Genomic DNA, 15,917 nt, shown 5'->3' with positions numbered 1-15,917 from the left:
GGATGATCATACGGATTCGGCAAGCTTAGATACGTATATTTCCTTATGGAGGAACTTTACATTAAATCATCAAATCAAACCATTTGTTTAATCCAAAACATCTCCTAATAGCCTTTCGTCCTCATAAACTTTCTCCTTCAAAGCTCTGTATCTCTCATCGCGGTCTAAAGATTCGTTAAAAATCATCTCAGCAGCATCTTTTCTAGCTGTTTCTAAAGCTCGATAATCATGAACCATATCTCCGACTCTGAATTCCGGCATACCACTTTGCTTCTTACCAAAAAAGTCACCCGGTCCTCTAAGCTTCAAATCCTGATCAGATAATTCGAAACCATCACTAGTCTCTGTCATGATTCTCATTCTTTCTTTTCCGACATCACCTTTCGGGTCCGCAAGCAAAATACAGTAACTTTGATCAGACCCTCTCCCTACACGTCCTCTTAATTGGTGTAGCTGCGAGAGACCAAACCGCTCGGCATCATAGATGACCATTACGGTGGCATTTGGAACGTTAACACCTACTTCTACAACTGTTGTAGAAACTAGGATTTTAAGTTGGTTGTTTGCGAATTGCTGCATTACTTGCTCTTTTTCATCGTTGTGTAATCGACCATGCATTAACCCTACAGGAACATTCGGTTCATAAACAGATGACAATTGTTCGTAAAGGTCAACCGCATTTTGAATATCCAATTGATCTGACTCTTCAATGAGTGGACAGATCACATATGCTTGATGTCCTTTATCGATTTCTTTTTGGATGAAGGATAAAACACGCTCTGTCATTTGCCCTTTTACCCAATAGGTTTCTACTGGTTTTCGTCCTGCAGGCATCTCATCAATGACTGAGACATCCATATCGCCAAAAGCAGTTATCGCTAACGTCCTCGGAATAGGTGTCGCGGTCATAAACAACACATCCGGGTTCAGCCCTTTATCCCTTAAAGCTCTCCGCTGATTCACACCAAATCGATGCTGTTCGTCTACAATAACGAATCCTAAATCCTTAAATTGTACCTCTTCCTGAATGAGCGCGTGGGTGCCAATCAGAATATCAATTTCACCTTTTCGAACGTCCTCTAATATCTCTTTGCGGCGCTTACCCTTAATCGACCCGGTCAGTAAGGCAACTTTAGCGCGCCCATCAAACAGTGCTTTTAAAGATTGATGATGCTGTTCTGCCAGAATTTCCGTTGGAACCATAAGAGACCCTTGTTTACCTGAAGTAATGGATGCATATAGGGCGATCGCAGCTACGGCTGTTTTTCCAGACCCTACATCGCCCTGCAATAGACGGTTCATTCTGTGCGGGCTTTTCATATCTTTCAGAATTTCTGCAAGCGACCTTTTTTGCGCTTTTGTAAGTTCAAAAGGCAGGGATTGAACGAAACTTGTCAGCTTATCATTATCATAATCCTGCGCGTTCCCCGTTGTAGCTTCTCTATGCTGCTTCCTTAAAATTTGCATTTTCAATTGGAAAAGCAGAAATTCCTCATAGATAAACCGTCGCTTTGCATGCTTTAACAGAATTCGAGTTTCAGGATAGTGCATCTGCCTTATTGCACTAGTTCGATCAGGGAGTTTATAAGATAGCTGTAAATCTTCGGAAAGAATTTCTGGTACTTTATCCCCGTACTCATCTAAAGCGCTCTTGATAATTTTCCTAAGCCGCTGTAAAGCCACTCCTTCTTTCAACTGGTAGACAGGCTGAATGGGCTCCTGACTCTTAGCTTCCCCTTTTTTAAATTGACTGACCGTAATTTGCAATCGCTGCTGGTCCCATTTCCCCGTAACCGTGACAGTATCTCCAGGGTTCAATTGTTTTTTTGCAAAGGCTCTGTTAAACATCACAGCCTTAACAGCAAATTGTTCAACCTGCAACGTAAACGTCAAACGCGATTTTTTTCTACCAAAATAGCTAAGGGAAGGCTCAGAAGCAACCTTCCCCTCAATCGTAGCTTTTTCATTATGAGTCAATTCGGTTAAAGGTTTTGTTTCATAAGAGTCATAGCGGAAAGGAAAATAAAACAATAAGTCCTCTACCGTAAATAGACCGAGATCGTTTAGGTGTTCTTCAAATTTTTCTCCGACTCCTTTGATTTCGCTAATCGATTGGCTTAACACAACATTCACTCTTTCTTCAATGAGATTCCATACACTTTTGCTTCGAGCTCCCTGCCAGTAGGAGTAGCTGCAAGCCCGCCTTGTGCCGTTTCACGAAAAGCAGAAGGCATCCGCTGACCTACTTTGTACATAGCATCAATGACCTCATCACAAGGGATTCGGCTCTTTACTCCTGCCAGTGCCATATCGGCTGCAACTACCGCATTGGATGCGCCCATGGCGTTCCTTTTCACACAAGGAACCTCAACTAGACCAGCTACAGGGTCGCAAATAAGGCCGAGCATATTTTTCAAGGTGATGGCCATAGCTTCAGCAGACTGGGATGGAGTTCCATCAGCCATTTCAACAATCGCAGCTGCAGCCATTCCTGCTGCTGAGCCTACTTCAGCCTGGCATCCTCCTGCTGCTCCAGAGATGGAAGCATTATTTGCTACAACAAAACCGAACGCTCCTGAAGTGAATAGGTAGCGCACCATTTGTTCACGCGTTGGGTTCAATTGGTTCTTAACAGCGAAAAGAGTCCCAGGTACACAACCAGCACTACCAGCTGTAGGCGTCGCACAAATAGTTCCCATCGCAGCATTCACTTCATTTGTGGCAACAGCTTTACTGACAGCGTCCATCAATAAGTTTCCCGATAAAGGTGTGTGGTTCTTCATGTAGTTTTGAATAAGAACAGCATCCCCGCCCGTTAAGCCACTATGGGATTTAACTCCCTTTAATCCGTCTTCGATCGCTTTTTCCATGACATCTAGGTTTTTCTCCATCTGGCCTACGACTTCTTCACGGGTCAGTTGTTTAACCTCCATCTCCTGACGAATCATAACTTCTGAAATTTGTATATTTTGACTTTCAGCGAGTTCTACTAGTTCTGCAACATTTCTAAACATCGTGCTGCTCCTTTCTTATTCGGAAATTTTAGCGACTTGAATGATGTGATCAGCACGCTCAAGCTCACTTAACACAGTATCATCAATATTCTGGTCCATTTCTATCACCATCAAAGCCTGCTCTCCCTGGGCTTTCCGCGATACTTCCATACGTCCAATATTGATTTCATTTTTTGCAAGTATGGCCGTTGCCGATGCGATAGCCCCATATCGATCGTTATGGATAAGAAGAATCGCAGGATGACTTCCCGAAAGGTTAAGATCGAACCCGTTGAGTTCAGTAATTTCCGCTTTTCCCCCACCGATGGAGATTCCTACTAGTTCTAATTCTCCGTCGTCATCGCCTATTTTTAAGCGTGCGGTATTCGGATGATCGGTATGGGCATCTTCTTCGTGAAAGCGAACCTTCATTCCATTTTTGCGGGCCGTTTCAAGCGCCTGCCCGATTCTTTCATCAAATGTTTCATAGTCAAGCAAGCCTCCGATGATTGCCACATCGGTACCATGACCTTTATATGTTTTTGCGAATGATCCATACAGATGGATATGCGCATATTTAGGTTCTCGTCCAAAAAGGTGGCGGGCGGCTCTGCCTATACGGGCAGCCCCTGCCGTATGTGAACTGGATGGTCCAATCATAACTGGACCGATGATATCAAACACAGATCTGTATTTCATTTCTCTTCACCATCCCTTAAATGTCTACCTCTATTCTAAAAAGAAAACGCTTTCTATCTCAAGGTAGCCCATAAGTATTTTATCACATTGCCAACAGAAATGATTAATATTTACAAAAATCAAACTGGAATTATTGATTATTCAGGGAAAAAGGGGTAAGATTGATGTTTGTGGGTTACATGGTAACCGGGCGGGAGAGGGATAATTTCATAGAGGTAGATTGTTATGCTCAATCAGCATACAAAGCAAGTAAGCTGGAAGAAAGAATTTATGGCTGGGCTAATCGGTTACTTCACAACAGTGTATATTGTTGCTGTTAACAGTCAAATTCTCGAGAGTGCAGGTTTGCCGCTTGAAAGCGGTATGGTTGCCACAATTCTCGCCAGCGCCATCGGCTGTTTGATCATCGCCATATACGCCAATGCGCCTATGGTTCTCATTCCAGGTATGGGGGTCAATGCTCTGTTTGCCTACTCTATAGTAGAAGGTACAGGGCTGGATTTCCAAGAAGGGCTTGCCGTTGTTTTGATGGCCTCCCTCCTATTTTTAGTAACAGCTTTTACTAGATTAGGAGACTGGCTGAAGCATGCGATTCCAGAATCATTGAAGCATGCGATAACGGTGGGACTAGGATTGTTTCTGACACTAATCGGTTTAGAAAAAGGCGGTCTTGTCGTTCGAGGCGAATACTCTCTGATTACTTTAGGAAATCCCTCATCTGCTATGGTCATTACAAGTCTGTTAACCTTGTTTATCGGTATTTTCTTGTTTACGAGAAATGTACCAGGGAACTTTCTTGTCACTATGGTGGCGGGAACAATCATCGCTTACTTCACTGGTGTCTTAAGTCAGCCAGGAAAGATGATTACTTTAAAAGAACAATCCTGGGTGTTCATACCCGACTTCAGTAGTATAGGCGAGTTTGGATTTTGGATGGCTGTATTTCCATTAGCCATCGTTCTAATCTTTGAGAATATGGGATTGATTCATGGACAACTGAACATGCTAGGCCAAGAAAACAAATTCAAACGTTCTTACCAAGCTACAGCTTTTGCCTCCCTGACTAGTGGTCTGTTCGGCACATCACCGACCGTTTCCTCAGCAGAGAGTGCAGCTGTCATTGCTTCAGGTGGAAAAACCGGAAGGGCAGCTTTAACTATGGGGGCGCTTTTCATTGGTACACTTTTATTGATCCCATGGATCTCAATGGTACCATCCACAGCAATTAGCCCGATACTAATCATTGTCGGCGCACTAATGGTCCAAAACATCAGAGAGATACCACTCGATCAACTGTCCGAATCGATGCCGGCTTTTCTAATCATTGTAATGATTCCATTCACCTACTCCATCGCTGACGGGATGGCCTTCGGTTTCATTGCTTACCCGATTGTGAAATTAGCCATCGGAAAACAAAGAGAACTATCGACGCCTGTCGTCCTTATCGCCATGGTCTTTCTCATTGAATTTATCATGCGAACCCTCGGGCATTAATTTAAGTGTGGAGGCGACTGGTTAGCGACGTACGGACTGGACTTCTAGGATGTGGAGAAGCCTTGATAGACACGACAAGCGGTGCAGTGCAGTTTATTTCACGGAACCGATTGACTTATGCCTCGAGTGTCTAGGCTTCAAAACTCAACTGAGCTGAAGGAGATAAAGGAAACACGAAGAGCGAAGCGATTCGATGTTGACTTATCGTACAGAAGCGAGGGAAGTCTCGCTAGTCGCTAGGAGCCGCAACCGGATAATAGTAAAGTGGGGAATCGCTTGGTCAGCTCCGACAAACTTAAGAACTTAACTACATACAGTGTTCTTTCTGCATGTAGTTAAGTGACTTAAGATCTCGAGGGGCAGGGCGATGCAACCAGAAAACCAGATACCACCATAGGTAGTATCACTATGGAAATACCCGGAATAACAATGAATCCCCCCTCTCCATAACCATTGGGAGAAGGGGGTTCATTGTTATTCCTACCACCTCAAAACTATCGTCAAATGGCAGCAATCGATATTGTTTACATCAGATTGAAGTTTAATCGTAAGGGAGTCTGGATTATAATTTGTTTCCATCTCTGCTTCCAACCCAGTTGATTTGAGAAGTTGTTTAACTTTCTGTTGCTGATTTTGTTGAGCAGCATTCATTACTTCTTTAGCAAAAGATTCAGAGCTTCCAAGCTTCTGCATTAAAGAGTCTGCCTTTAACATTAAATCATGCATCTCAGTGGCAGACTTCTTAAACATATTAGGGTCAATTGAGGGATAAGGTCGGTTCTGCGCGCCACGATAGTAATAATAATGAGGATTATAGAAATATGGCGCATATACAGGGTACCAGTTTTTATTCAACACATTACTCCCGCCCCTTCTTAGCAACACTACCTTAATTATATGTAAAGATATATGAAGGGAAAGTTGTCATATCCTATCCCTTCACCTTACTTTAGGAACATAAAATGTGATTACCTCGTCATTATAAGTTGTTACTATATCTTTCTTAGTTAAACCTTCTGAAATTGGAATAAACCTTTCCATGCGCTGATATGATCTTTCTTCACTGGAGAAACCGGTCTTGTCGTTTTGGATTATTGACTCTTTAGATTCCTCTACTTCTAGCTTTAAAAATCCATCAACAACTTCAAACCGGAGCTGTTCCTTCATAACTCCTTCGACTCTTATCACATAATGGTCATGCTTCTCAAAAGTTTTAATTTCCATCGGTAGTGGGTGTATGGAAGAACTGATCTTCCCCAAAGCATTTTCGAAAAAGGAATCAACACTTTTCATGAATTTGTAAATAGATGCATCAAAACTTTCCGGCAAGTCACTTCGTTTGTGTCCCAGCAGCTTTCCCCCCTCTCTTCATATACTAACAACATATGCCTAATTGAAAATATTGATATCCTCAGAAAAATAAAATGTACTTCTGCCCAAATAGATATGATTACTGATACTCCTACTTCAATATTTTGATAACGGCTTACATATACATCTAAAGACCATTTCAGTAAGGAGCTGAATCGTGTGAACGAGCAAAACATTTCTATGTCTTCTTGGATTGATCCTTATGTATATCAGACTTTGTCATCTATTACAGGTACAAATGTCGTTGTCCAAACATCCCAGGGCTCACTAAGAGGACCGCTTAAAACCGTCATGCCAGATCACATTGTGGTCGAGGTCAGCGGAAACCCTTTTTTCATCAGGACCCAAGAAATTGTGTGGGTAACCCCTTCTCAACGCTAAGAAAGGAGGTATAAAATGTTTAAACGTTTAAACCGAATGCAGATCCCCCTTTCAATTCCTGCACATGGTGATGCAAATGCTGCTGCGGCTGTGCAAGAACTTCTGGGGGGAAAATTCGGAGAAATGTCGACCTTGAATAATTACATGTACCAATCCTTCGGTTTTAGAAACAAAAAAAAATTTAAGCCTTTTTACGATTTGGTGGCAAGTATCACAGCAGAAGAATTTGGTCATGTAGAACTTGTCAATCAATCGATTAACTTATTAATGAGGGGTGTTACTTTTTCAGGTGACCCTGACATCACACCACTCCAGAATGGATTGAACAAACGAAATACTTATCATTTTATAGCCTCCGCTCAAACTGCACTGCCTTTTGATTCAATGGGTAAATCTTGGACAGGGGACTATGTATTCAATAGCGGAAACCTTGTCCTAGATTTGCTGCACAACTTCTTCCTGGAGTTAGGAGCAAGAACACACAAGATGAGAGTTTACGAAATGACCAATCACCCTACCGCACGCGAAATGATTGGTTATCTTCTTGTACGGGGAGGCACACATGCCCTTGCTTACGCAAAAGCTCTCGAAATAGCTACAGGAGTCGACGTCAAGAAAATGATTCCTGTGCCTGATTTGGATAACACACAATTTGATTATGCCAGACCATTCATCGACCAGGGATTGGACAATATCCTTTACACATGGAGTGATACAGATTATAAGGACATTAACCAGATATGGAAAGGAACCAACCCTGAAAACGGAAAACCGCTCATCGTCAAACAAGGAACTCCAGAAGGAGCTCCTATTCCGGATTTAGAAGACTTGCCTGAAGAGTTCGCTCCAGGAATTGACCGAGATGACTACGAACGTATTGCGAAAAAACTAATGGAAAATCTCTAGTAAATTTTGACTCATAGTAACAAAACCTCAAAGACTTACCAATAAATTCACAAATAAAAAGCGCAGCTTTATCGCTGCGCTTCAATTATTCAACAGAAAAGATATACGGATATATGGGTTGTCCACCGTTATGAATTTCGACTTCCAAATCCTCAAATGTATCTTCGATATACGCTTCAAGTTCTGCAACATCTTTTTCATCCACATCTTCACCAGTTAGAATTGTAAGAATTTCATCCTCATCTTCATCAATCATTTGATTCAACAGAGTTTTGGCTGTCGCCAGAGCGTCTTTATCTGTAGCTGAGATTTTTCCTTCTGAGATGCCCATGAAGTTGCCTTTTTCAATCGTTAGACCTTCAATTTGTGTATCCCTAACAGCATAGGTAATCTGCCCAGTTTTTACTTCACTAAGCAAACCGGTCATCTCTTCCTTATTTGTTTCAAGATCAGCTTCTGGATTATAACCTAACAGAGCGCTCATCCCTTGAGGAATTGTCTTAGAAGGAATGACAGACACTTCCCCTTCAGCTATCTCAGCCGCTTGTTCTGCAGCCATTACGATGTTTTTGTTGTTAGGTAAAATAAATACCTTGTTAGCATGAGCTTGTTTAATGGCTTCAGATATATCCTGAGTACTCGGATTCATCGTCTGTCCTCCCTGGATAACGACTGTCGCTCCAAGACTTTCAAACAGCTTCTTAATCCCATCCCCCATGCTTACAGTAACGATTCCATATTCAGCTTTTTCTTTTGCAGGTTTCTTCACATTTTTCTTTTCTCCTACAATAGAAGTATGCTGCTCACGCATATTTTCAATCTTCATATTAATCAAGCTACCAAATTGTTGACCAAGGCTTAAGGCTTGGCCAGGATATTCAGCGTGAACGTGAACTTTAATTAATTCTTCATCTGAAACGACCAGCAATGAATCCCCCAGTTCACTCAATTGCTGCCTAAAGTGTTCTTCATCATAAGGATTTTCAGAAAGCTTATCTTCTTCAAATTTGACCATAAATTCTGTACAATAGCCAAATTCAATGTCTTCTGTATCCATGAAGTCTTGAGCAAGCTTATGATGTTCTGCATTAACCATATCATCCATAGATACCACTTCTTCTATGTCCGGCATCTCTTCGCCTTTCAGATTGGCTAACATTCCTTCATAAATGGTTAGAAGTCCTTGTCCTCCACTATCAACAACTCCTACTTCCTTTAATACCGGTAGAAGGTCAGGAGTCCGTTTTAGTGAAGATTTTGCCTCTTCAACTACACCTTCAATGAATGTCAAGAAATCAGTTTCTTTTTCAGCTATTGCCACGGATGCTTCAGCAGAGTCTTTAGCAACGGTCAATATCGTGCCTTCAACTGGTTTCATCACAGCTTTATAAGCTGTTTCAACTCCCCCTTGCAATGCATCAGAAAAATCCTTAGTTGTAAGAACCTCTTTGGCTTCAATAGCTCTTGAGAATCCTCTAAATAATTGTGAAAGAATTACGCCTGAGTTCCCACGCGCTCCCATCAATAATCCTTTGGCTAGAGCTTTAGAGACGTCACCAGCATGATTCTGATCAACAGCTTTTACCTCTTCCGCGCCTGAAGTCATTGATAAATTCATGTTGGTTCCTGTATCTCCATCCGGAACGGGGAATACATTGAGAGCGTCAATCATTTGAGAATTTTTATTCAAATGATGGGCTCCTTGTAGGATCATTTCGGCTAATGTCTTGCCATCTAGCTTTTGTAACGTCACGCTTACTTCCTCCTTTGACTGCACCGCTTACCTAATCGCTCGTTACCCGCACACCATGAATGAATATGTTCACAGAATCTACGGATAAACCAACTGTTTTATTGAGGGTATATTTAACTTGTGATTGGACGTTGTGTGCAACTTCCGATATTTTCGTACCATAGCTTACAATGATATACATGTCTATGTGAAGGTTATCGTCGTCCTGTCTGACTACGACACCTTTCGAGAAGTTTTCTTTGCGAAGCATTTCTGTAAATCCATCACGAATTTGATTTTTTGAGGCCATTCCTACGATTCCATAGCACTCAACTGCTGCTCCTCCTGCAATGGTGGAAATGACTTCATTACTGATGGTAATATGACCATATTTATTATTCAAATCAACGGACATATATATCCTCCTTTTTACTGCTCATCTTCTATCCCTTATTATAACACAATGAAAGGAATGAAAACGCTATGATTACGTACAGAAAATGAGACTGTTTCCCCTACTATACTTTGTATCAATTCATAGTATCTGTCAAGAGAAAATTCTTGATATAATTTCAGCTGCTATATTGCAAACATACATTTGATATGATACAGTTACTAAGTATCTGATGATTTATGTAAGTAACAGGAGGGATTTTTCATATGGCACGCAGAAGCGTAATTTCTGGTAAAGGTACACGTTCCGGAAACCACCGTTCACACGCAATGAACGCTAATAAACGTAAATTTAAAGCTAATGTACAAAAAGTACGTATCCTTGTGGATGGCAAACCTAAAAAAGTTTATGTCACTGCTCGTGAATTGAAATCTGGTAAAGTACAACGTGTATAATTAACAAAGCACAGTCATCGAAGAATTATCTTCGATTAAAAAAAGCACCCGCTATGAGGGTGCTTTTTTTATGCTTATTATACTTAGAATTAAAATGACATAATGGTCTAGCTATGAATCAAATCTGATGAAAGCTCCACCGGTGATCGAAGAGATACCATTTAAATAGCGCTTAACAAATGTCTACTTCATCAGGATAAGACCCGCATCGTGGCAAACGCCTTACGAATGCGGGTCTTATCCTAGGGAATCCGTCTAAACTGACTATCCCCCTTAGTCTTTTTTAAAAGTACTTATGACTGCGCGCACTAAACCCCCGACAAACCTTGGGAGTTTGATCGTATAAAACTTCAAAGAGCCCCCTCCTCATATATAAAGCTAATGCGAAACGCCCTTCGTTATCCTCTATTAGTCAAGTCTTTACTTCTTATTACTAAGAGTATGCCAGACTCAAAAGAAAAAGTACCTGCTTCTTTAATCAGCTTGTTTGATATGCATAAGGTCGAACCGTATGGAAGATAAGCCTCAGTTAATGGATAATAAAAGCCCTTGAGCGTCAGTTTCTTCACTTCCAGTGTGATTGGAAGGAAAGAAAGATAAGGGTAATGCTCATTCGCTTCAATTGTATGCTTCCCTGGGGAAACTAATTCCACTTGATTTTGTACATCGATAATTTTGGCCTGCACATTTTTTTGCGTTAGAGGATAAAGAAGTTGGATGTTGGCGAGGGAATGATCCATTCTCCCACCCGTTACTCCGAATAATAGAATATGCTGGGGGTCCCATTTCAGTGCTTCTCTTATGGCAAGTTCAAGATCTGTTTCATCTTTTTCATTGGGATACTCTTTATACACTGCAGACTTTTCCTTTATGTCTTCTAAAGATGCTTTACTGACTGAATCGAAATCTCCGACCGCAAGATCCGGAACTAATTCTCTTTCAAGTAATACTTCCGCTCCCTGATCAGCCCCAATCCAAAGCACTCCCTCTTTGTCGTAAGGAGTTAAATCTGGAATAAAAGGCTTTGGTCCTCCACCTATTATGGCAACCGTTCTACTCAATTTCCTTTCACCTCACTTTAAGAAAAGCCCAACGGAATCGCAAATGCAATTCGCTGGGCTTTTTGTAATATCGGAAATTTTTTATAAAGATCGGCGAATTAAATCGATAGCCTCTTTACGATCAGGCTGATTGAAAATCGCACTGCCTGCAACAAGGACATCAGCGCCTGCATCCACGCAAACAGAAGCTGTTTCTGCTTTTACGCCGCCATCAACTTCAATTTCGAAGGATAACCCAAGCTCTTCGCGCCATTCTGATATTTCACGAATTTTTGGTACGACCGATTCAATAAAGGATTGTCCACCAAATCCAGGATTAACCGTCATAAGAAGAACTAAGTCCACATCAGCTAAAACCGGTTTGATCATTTCAGCAGGGGTCGCAGGATTGATTACCACTCCAGCTTTTACTCCATGGCTTTTAATCAATTGGATGGTCCGATGCAAATGAGGACAAGCTTCCTGATGAACAGTGATGATATCTGAACCTGCTTTTGCAAAAGCTTCAATATAATTGTCTGGATTTTCAATCATTAAATGGACATCCAGCGGTAGAGAAGTTTTCGGGCGAATCGCATCGACGATCAGTGGACCAATCGTAATGTTAGGAACGAAATGACCATCCATGACGTCAACGTGGATATAATCAGCGCCCGCTTTCTCTACATCCAAAATCTCCTCACCTAGTTTGGCAAAGTCGGATGCAAGAATGGAAGGTGCAATTTTAGTCATAATTAATACCTCGGCTTTCTATTCTGTATTTCTTCAAGGAACTGTAAATAGTGCTCATATCTCTGTTCGGATATCTTCCCTTCAGACACAGCTGCTTTAACGGCACACTTTGGTTCTTTATGATGCAGGCAGCCTCTGAATTTACATCCGTCCTGGACCTCCACGAATTCAGGAAAACACTCAGGCAATTGCTCAGTTTCCAAATCACCAAATTCTAGTGAGCTGAATCCTGGAGTATCAGCAACAAGTCCTCCAGCTATCTCGTACAATTCTACATGCCTTGTGGTGTGTTTACCCCTTCCAAGACTCTCTGAAATCTCATTCGTATCAATAGCTAGCCTGGGGTCGATGGAATTAAGCAATGATGATTTTCCGACACCGGACTGACCAGCTATGACTGTAGTCCGTCTTGTAAGATGGGATTGAACTTGATCCATCGCTTCTTCATCATCGACCGCTGAAAGAATAACAGGATAGCCAATAGCCTCATACATTTGCTTATAGCCCTTCATTATTTCTATTTGCTCATCAGTTAATTGATCCATTTTGGAAATCACAATAAAAGGCTCGATTCGCTTTGCTTCTACAAGGACCAGGAAACGATCTAATAATAAAGCATTAAATTCTGGATGAGTAGCTGAAGTAACAATCAATGCTTGATCAACGTTTGCTATGGGTGGCCGAATAAACTCATTTTTTCTATCTTCTATGGAGAGGATATAGCCTTCATCTTGTTTTTCCGCTTTAAATTCAACGATATCACCAACCAGAGGTGAGACTTTACGCTTTCTAAAATTCCCCCTGCCTCTGCATTGATAAACTTCACCTTCGTGCCATACATAATAAAAACCACTTAGCGCTTTAATTATTTTTCCTACCGGCATTGTAAAAACCTCTTAATATTCAACAGTTCCTTCATCAATTACTTGTTCACCTCTTTGAACTTTATACGATGCCTCTGATCCGGGCTCTATAGTCAGTTCGATATCAAATGAAGTGGTCTCTGTAATCGTTTCCTTTTGACTCACCTCAGATATATCGCTGTCCATATCACCTACATAGATGAGTACTTCTTGTTCTGCTTCTTCTGATTCTTCATCAAAAGGTACTTTGACCGTAACAGTTTCTGTTCTTGGTGGCTCCTCTTTTGGTCCTAAGGAGACAGTTATTGATACAGTAGATCCTTCTTTAACCTCAGTTCCTGCTGCTTGACTTTGAGAAATCACTTGTCCTTGAGGGGTTTGGGAATAATTCTCAGTAACCTCGACTTTTAAATTGCTATTGGACAAGTAATTCATGGCTTCGTCTTGAGTCCACCCTCTCATACTCTCCAATCTGACTTTTGGTGGTCCGCTACTTACTTCAAAAACGACACGAGTTTGATCGGGAATCACCTCTTCTCCCGGTTCCGGGGTCAACTGATTAATAATTTCCCCCTCAGGGCGATCATTCGTTGCTGTAAATGATCGTACAGACTCATAGCCTTTATCATTCAGTTCTTTTTCTACCTGGTCATATTGTTCTCCAGTATAATCTTCAAATTCTACCTTTTCTCTTCCAAGACTAGAATACACAGTTACTTCTGACTCTTCTTTAATAATTCGACCCTCTTCAGGATCTGTTCTGATAACCATGCCTTCCTGAACATCTTCCGAAAACATGGTCTTCCGCTTCACATTAAGGTTGAGATCGTTTAAACGGCTGTAAGCTTCTTCATATTCCATCCCTGTCACGTCTATCATTTCTACATTTGCAGGTTGAACGATCCCGGGAATAGTGAAAATGGCAATGAGACCTCCGATAAGAAGCAGCGTTAATAGTGAGACGATCCATGGCCAGGCTTTCCGTTTCTTCTTTTTCTTCTTTACTGAAGGCTCTGAAGAATTTTTGGTTTCCGAACCTGGCCGTTCATTTACAATCGTATTTGATTGGGACGTACTTGGACTAGAGTTCGTATGAATGATTGTATTTTCTTCAGGCTGTTCACCGTAAGCATCTTGAGTTATGACTGGAATAGCCTTTGTCTTTTCCTCTTCATCTTCCTCTGGAACTTGGAACTCTGGTTCATTTAACCGTTCGGGTTCTAAAGATGTTTCTAAGTCAGCTTCCATGTCATAGACCGATTCATAACGATGGAATGGATCCTTGGCAGTCGCTTTCAATACAATATTTTCTACACTTTGAGGTAAATCATTGATCCATCTCTTTAAGGATGGAGTGTCATGTTGTAAATGTTTTAGAGCAATTGAAACAGGAGACTCACCTGAAAAAGGCAGACGCCCCGTTAATAATTCAAAGAAAACGATCCCTAGAGAGTAGACATCAGATTTTTTTGTAGCCATGCCACCTCTAGCTTGCTCAGGGGAAAGATAGTGGACGGATCCTAGTACTGAATTTGTCTGGGTTAACGCTGTAGCACTCAGTGCCATGGCTATACCAAAATCTGTCACTTTCACATGACCATAATGATCAATCAAGATATTCTGCGGCTTGATATCCCTGTGAACAATTTCATTATCATGGGCGTGGGAAATTGCCGAAGTTACTTGTCTCATAATGTCAACGGCCTCTGAGATTTCAATAGGACTATGCTGCTGAATATATTGCTTCAACGTCATTCCGTCTACATACTCCATCACCATATAATAGATGTCATCCTCTTCGCCCACATCATATATATTGACAATATTCGGATGAGACAAGCTTGTTGCGGATTGAGCTTCTCTATGAAACCTCGCAATGAATTCTTCATCGTTTCCGTGCTCAAGACGCAAAACTTTAATCGCAACATTACGATCCAATATGATGTCATGAGCTAAATAGACGTTAGCCATTCCACCGCCGCCTATCATCTCCCCTATTTTATAACGCTCACTAAGGAGACGGTCGTTCAGCATTACTCAGCACCCTCTTTCTCAGCTGTACGGTCATAATGCACTACGGCAAGAGTAATGTTGTCTTCTCCACCACGTTCATTAGCTAAATCCACGAACTTTTGACAAAACTCTGACCAGTCACCTTCGTATTCTGAAAGCTTTGAAAGTTCATCGTCACGGACTTTATTCGTTAATCCGTCTGTACATAACAACAGACGGTCATCCGGTTCAAAAGCTAAAGTATGAATATCAGCAGAGATATCATATTCTGTCCCCAAAGCTTTAAGAAGTACATTTTTTCGAGGATGTTGTTCAGCCTGTTCTTCTGTTATTTGTCCAGAACGCACAAGTTCATTTACAAGTGAATGATCTTCTGTTAACTGTTTGAATCCAAAGGAATTGGCCATATAACAGCGGCTGTCTCCTATGTGAGCAACCGTAAAGAATTGTTTCGTACAGACGGCAACGACCACCGTTGTCCCCATCCCGTAACAGTCTTCGTGTCTATCTGCATAATCTTTAATTTCAAGATTAACAGATTGAATAGATTCTTTTACCCACTGTTCTGATTGATCAGGTGATTGTAAAGCTTCAGTCTCCTGCCATCGTTTATGTAACTGGGAAATTGCAAGTTCACTGGCCACATCACCTGCACGGTGCCCGCCCATGCCGTCTGCGACTACGGCAAGAATCTGGCCGGCATCATTCTTAAAAACTCCACCAGCATCTTCATTATGATTTCTTACTTTTCCTTGGTCTGTTAGAAAATAACCATTCATGGACTCACCTCATTTCTGTTGCCCCCTTCCCCTTATGGACAGTG

17 protein-coding genes are annotated in these 15,917 nt (G+C 41.5%); 4 read left to right on the top strand and 13 right to left on the bottom strand.

Going from position 1 to position 15,917, the window contains the following annotated elements; genetic code table 11:
* Positions 1-87: 87 nt before the first annotated feature.
* From recG to sdaAB, 3 genes are read right to left on the bottom strand one after another with little or no spacing between them, the layout of a single operon-like run.
* Positions 88-2,124: an ATP-dependent DNA helicase RecG gene (recG, locus tag ACRYKC_RS08235; protein WP_433806587.1), complete on the bottom strand. Its 2,037-nt coding sequence runs from the start codon at positions 2,122-2,124 to the stop codon at positions 88-90.
* Between the two features lie 5 nt (positions 2,125-2,129).
* On the bottom strand, positions 2,130-3,014 hold the full coding sequence (gene sdaAA / locus ACRYKC_RS08230; protein ID WP_433806261.1) for an L-serine ammonia-lyase, iron-sulfur-dependent, subunit alpha: 885 nt from the start codon (positions 3,012-3,014) through the stop codon (positions 2,130-2,132).
* Positions 3,015-3,029: 15 nt separating this feature from the next.
* On the bottom strand, positions 3,030-3,692 hold the full coding sequence (gene sdaAB / locus ACRYKC_RS08225) for an L-serine ammonia-lyase, iron-sulfur-dependent subunit beta (protein ID WP_433806260.1): 663 nt from the start codon (positions 3,690-3,692) through the stop codon (positions 3,030-3,032).
* A 225-nt stretch (positions 3,693-3,917) separates the two neighbouring features.
* On the opposite strand from sdaAB, the gene ACRYKC_RS08220 reads away from it, so the two are divergent.
* A complete protein-coding gene (locus ACRYKC_RS08220) occupies positions 3,918-5,186 on the top strand; it encodes an NCS2 family permease (RefSeq protein ID WP_433806259.1) in 1,269 nt (422 codons plus the stop codon).
* 480 nt (positions 5,187-5,666) lie between these two features.
* On the opposite strand, the gene ACRYKC_RS08215 is transcribed toward ACRYKC_RS08220, so the two are convergent.
* Positions 5,667-5,936: a YuzC family spore coat inner layer protein gene (locus ACRYKC_RS08215; RefSeq protein WP_433806258.1), complete on the bottom strand. Its 270-nt coding sequence runs from the start codon at positions 5,934-5,936 to the stop codon at positions 5,667-5,669.
* Between the two features lie 189 nt (positions 5,937-6,125).
* Entirely contained in the window at positions 6,126-6,515 is a 390-nt protein-coding gene (locus tag ACRYKC_RS08210; protein ID WP_433806257.1) for an Hsp20/alpha crystallin family protein, read from the bottom strand.
* A gap of 201 nt (positions 6,516-6,716) precedes the next feature.
* On the opposite strand from ACRYKC_RS08210, the gene ACRYKC_RS08205 reads away from it, so the two are divergent.
* Positions 6,717-6,938, top strand: coding sequence for a YuzF family protein (locus ACRYKC_RS08205; RefSeq protein WP_433806256.1), 222 nt, complete (start codon positions 6,717-6,719; stop codon positions 6,936-6,938).
* A gap of 15 nt (positions 6,939-6,953) precedes the next feature.
* A complete protein-coding gene (locus tag ACRYKC_RS08200) occupies positions 6,954-7,844 on the top strand; it encodes a manganese catalase family protein (RefSeq protein ID WP_433806255.1) in 891 nt (296 codons plus the stop codon).
* Between the two features lie 85 nt (positions 7,845-7,929).
* On the opposite strand, the gene ACRYKC_RS08195 is transcribed toward ACRYKC_RS08200, so the two are convergent.
* Entirely contained in the window at positions 7,930-9,597 is a 1,668-nt protein-coding gene (locus ACRYKC_RS08195) for a DAK2 domain-containing protein (protein WP_433806254.1), read from the bottom strand.
* 31 nt (positions 9,598-9,628) lie between these two features.
* Complete coding sequence (locus tag ACRYKC_RS08190; RefSeq protein WP_433806253.1) at positions 9,629-9,991, bottom strand: Asp23/Gls24 family envelope stress response protein; 363 nt, start codon at positions 9,989-9,991, stop codon at positions 9,629-9,631.
* Between the two features lie 245 nt (positions 9,992-10,236).
* Between ACRYKC_RS08190 and rpmB the strand changes: the two genes are divergently transcribed.
* On the top strand, positions 10,237-10,425 hold the full coding sequence (rpmB, locus tag ACRYKC_RS08185; RefSeq protein WP_085029988.1) for a 50S ribosomal protein L28: 189 nt from the start codon (positions 10,237-10,239) through the stop codon (positions 10,423-10,425).
* Between the two features lie 273 nt (positions 10,426-10,698).
* Here rpmB and spoVM read toward each other — a convergent pair whose 3' ends face one another.
* The 6 genes from spoVM to ACRYKC_RS08155 all read right to left on the bottom strand — a co-directional run bounded on the left by spoVM (position 10,699) and on the right by ACRYKC_RS08155 (position 15,873).
* On the bottom strand, positions 10,699-10,779 hold the full coding sequence (spoVM, locus tag ACRYKC_RS08180; protein ID WP_035505439.1) for a stage V sporulation protein SpoVM: 81 nt from the start codon (positions 10,777-10,779) through the stop codon (positions 10,699-10,701).
* Between the two features lie 44 nt (positions 10,780-10,823).
* Positions 10,824-11,486 (bottom strand): thiamine diphosphokinase, encoded by a 663-nt coding sequence (locus ACRYKC_RS08175; RefSeq protein ID WP_433806252.1) that lies wholly within the window; start codon positions 11,484-11,486, stop codon positions 10,824-10,826.
* An 81-nt stretch (positions 11,487-11,567) separates the two neighbouring features.
* Positions 11,568-12,218 (bottom strand): ribulose-phosphate 3-epimerase, encoded by a 651-nt coding sequence (gene rpe / locus ACRYKC_RS08170; RefSeq protein ID WP_433806251.1) that lies wholly within the window; start codon positions 12,216-12,218, stop codon positions 11,568-11,570.
* Between the two features lie 2 nt (positions 12,219-12,220).
* Positions 12,221-13,102 (bottom strand): ribosome small subunit-dependent GTPase A, encoded by an 882-nt coding sequence (gene rsgA / locus ACRYKC_RS08165; protein WP_433806250.1) that lies wholly within the window; start codon positions 13,100-13,102, stop codon positions 12,221-12,223.
* A gap of 12 nt (positions 13,103-13,114) precedes the next feature.
* Complete coding sequence (gene pknB / locus ACRYKC_RS08160) at positions 13,115-15,115, bottom strand: Stk1 family PASTA domain-containing Ser/Thr kinase (RefSeq protein WP_433806249.1); 2,001 nt, start codon at positions 15,113-15,115, stop codon at positions 13,115-13,117.
* Complete coding sequence (locus tag ACRYKC_RS08155) at positions 15,115-15,873, bottom strand: Stp1/IreP family PP2C-type Ser/Thr phosphatase (protein WP_433806248.1); 759 nt, start codon at positions 15,871-15,873, stop codon at positions 15,115-15,117. Before ACRYKC_RS08155 ends, pknB begins: the two co-directional genes overlap by 1 nt.
* Between the last annotated feature and the right edge of the window lie 44 nt (positions 15,874-15,917).

Origin of the sequence: Halobacillus sp. A1-3, from assembly GCF_050971765.1 — a bacterium.
GTDB lineage: Bacteria > Bacillota > Bacilli > Bacillales > Halobacillaceae > Halobacillus > Halobacillus mangrovi_B.
The sequence above is the reverse complement of the archived record's forward strand: the minus strand, read 5'-3'. Positions and strand labels throughout refer to the sequence as shown.

Bases quoted from the DNA above. Each gene is read 5' to 3' on its own strand.
- rsgA (WP_433806250.1), bottom strand. From the start codon at position 13,102: ATGCCGGTAGGAAAAATAATTAAAGCGCTAAGTGGTTTTTATTATGTA.
- sdaAB (WP_433806260.1), bottom strand. From the start codon at position 3,692: ATGAAATACAGATCTGTGTTTGATATCATCGGTCCAGTTATGATTGGA.
- ACRYKC_RS08220 (WP_433806259.1), top strand. From the start codon at position 3,918: ATGCTCAATCAGCATACAAAGCAAGTAAGCTGGAAGAAAGAATTTATG.
- pknB (WP_433806249.1), bottom strand. From the start codon at position 15,115: ATGCTGAACGACCGTCTCCTTAGTGAGCGTTATAAAATAGGGGAGATG.
- ACRYKC_RS08155 (WP_433806248.1), bottom strand. From the start codon at position 15,873: ATGAATGGTTATTTTCTAACAGACCAAGGAAAAGTAAGAAATCATAAT.
- rpe (WP_433806251.1), bottom strand. From the start codon at position 12,218: ATGACTAAAATTGCACCTTCCATTCTTGCATCCGACTTTGCCAAACTA.
- sdaAA (WP_433806261.1), bottom strand. From the start codon at position 3,014: ATGTTTAGAAATGTTGCAGAACTAGTAGAACTCGCTGAAAGTCAAAAT.
- rpmB (WP_085029988.1), top strand. From the start codon at position 10,237: ATGGCACGCAGAAGCGTAATTTCTGGTAAAGGTACACGTTCCGGAAAC.
- ACRYKC_RS08190 (WP_433806253.1), bottom strand. From the start codon at position 9,991: ATGTCCGTTGATTTGAATAATAAATATGGTCATATTACCATCAGTAAT.
- ACRYKC_RS08200 (WP_433806255.1), top strand. From the start codon at position 6,954: ATGTTTAAACGTTTAAACCGAATGCAGATCCCCCTTTCAATTCCTGCA.
- ACRYKC_RS08215 (WP_433806258.1), bottom strand. From the start codon at position 5,936: ATGTTTAAGAAGTCTGCCACTGAGATGCATGATTTAATGTTAAAGGCA.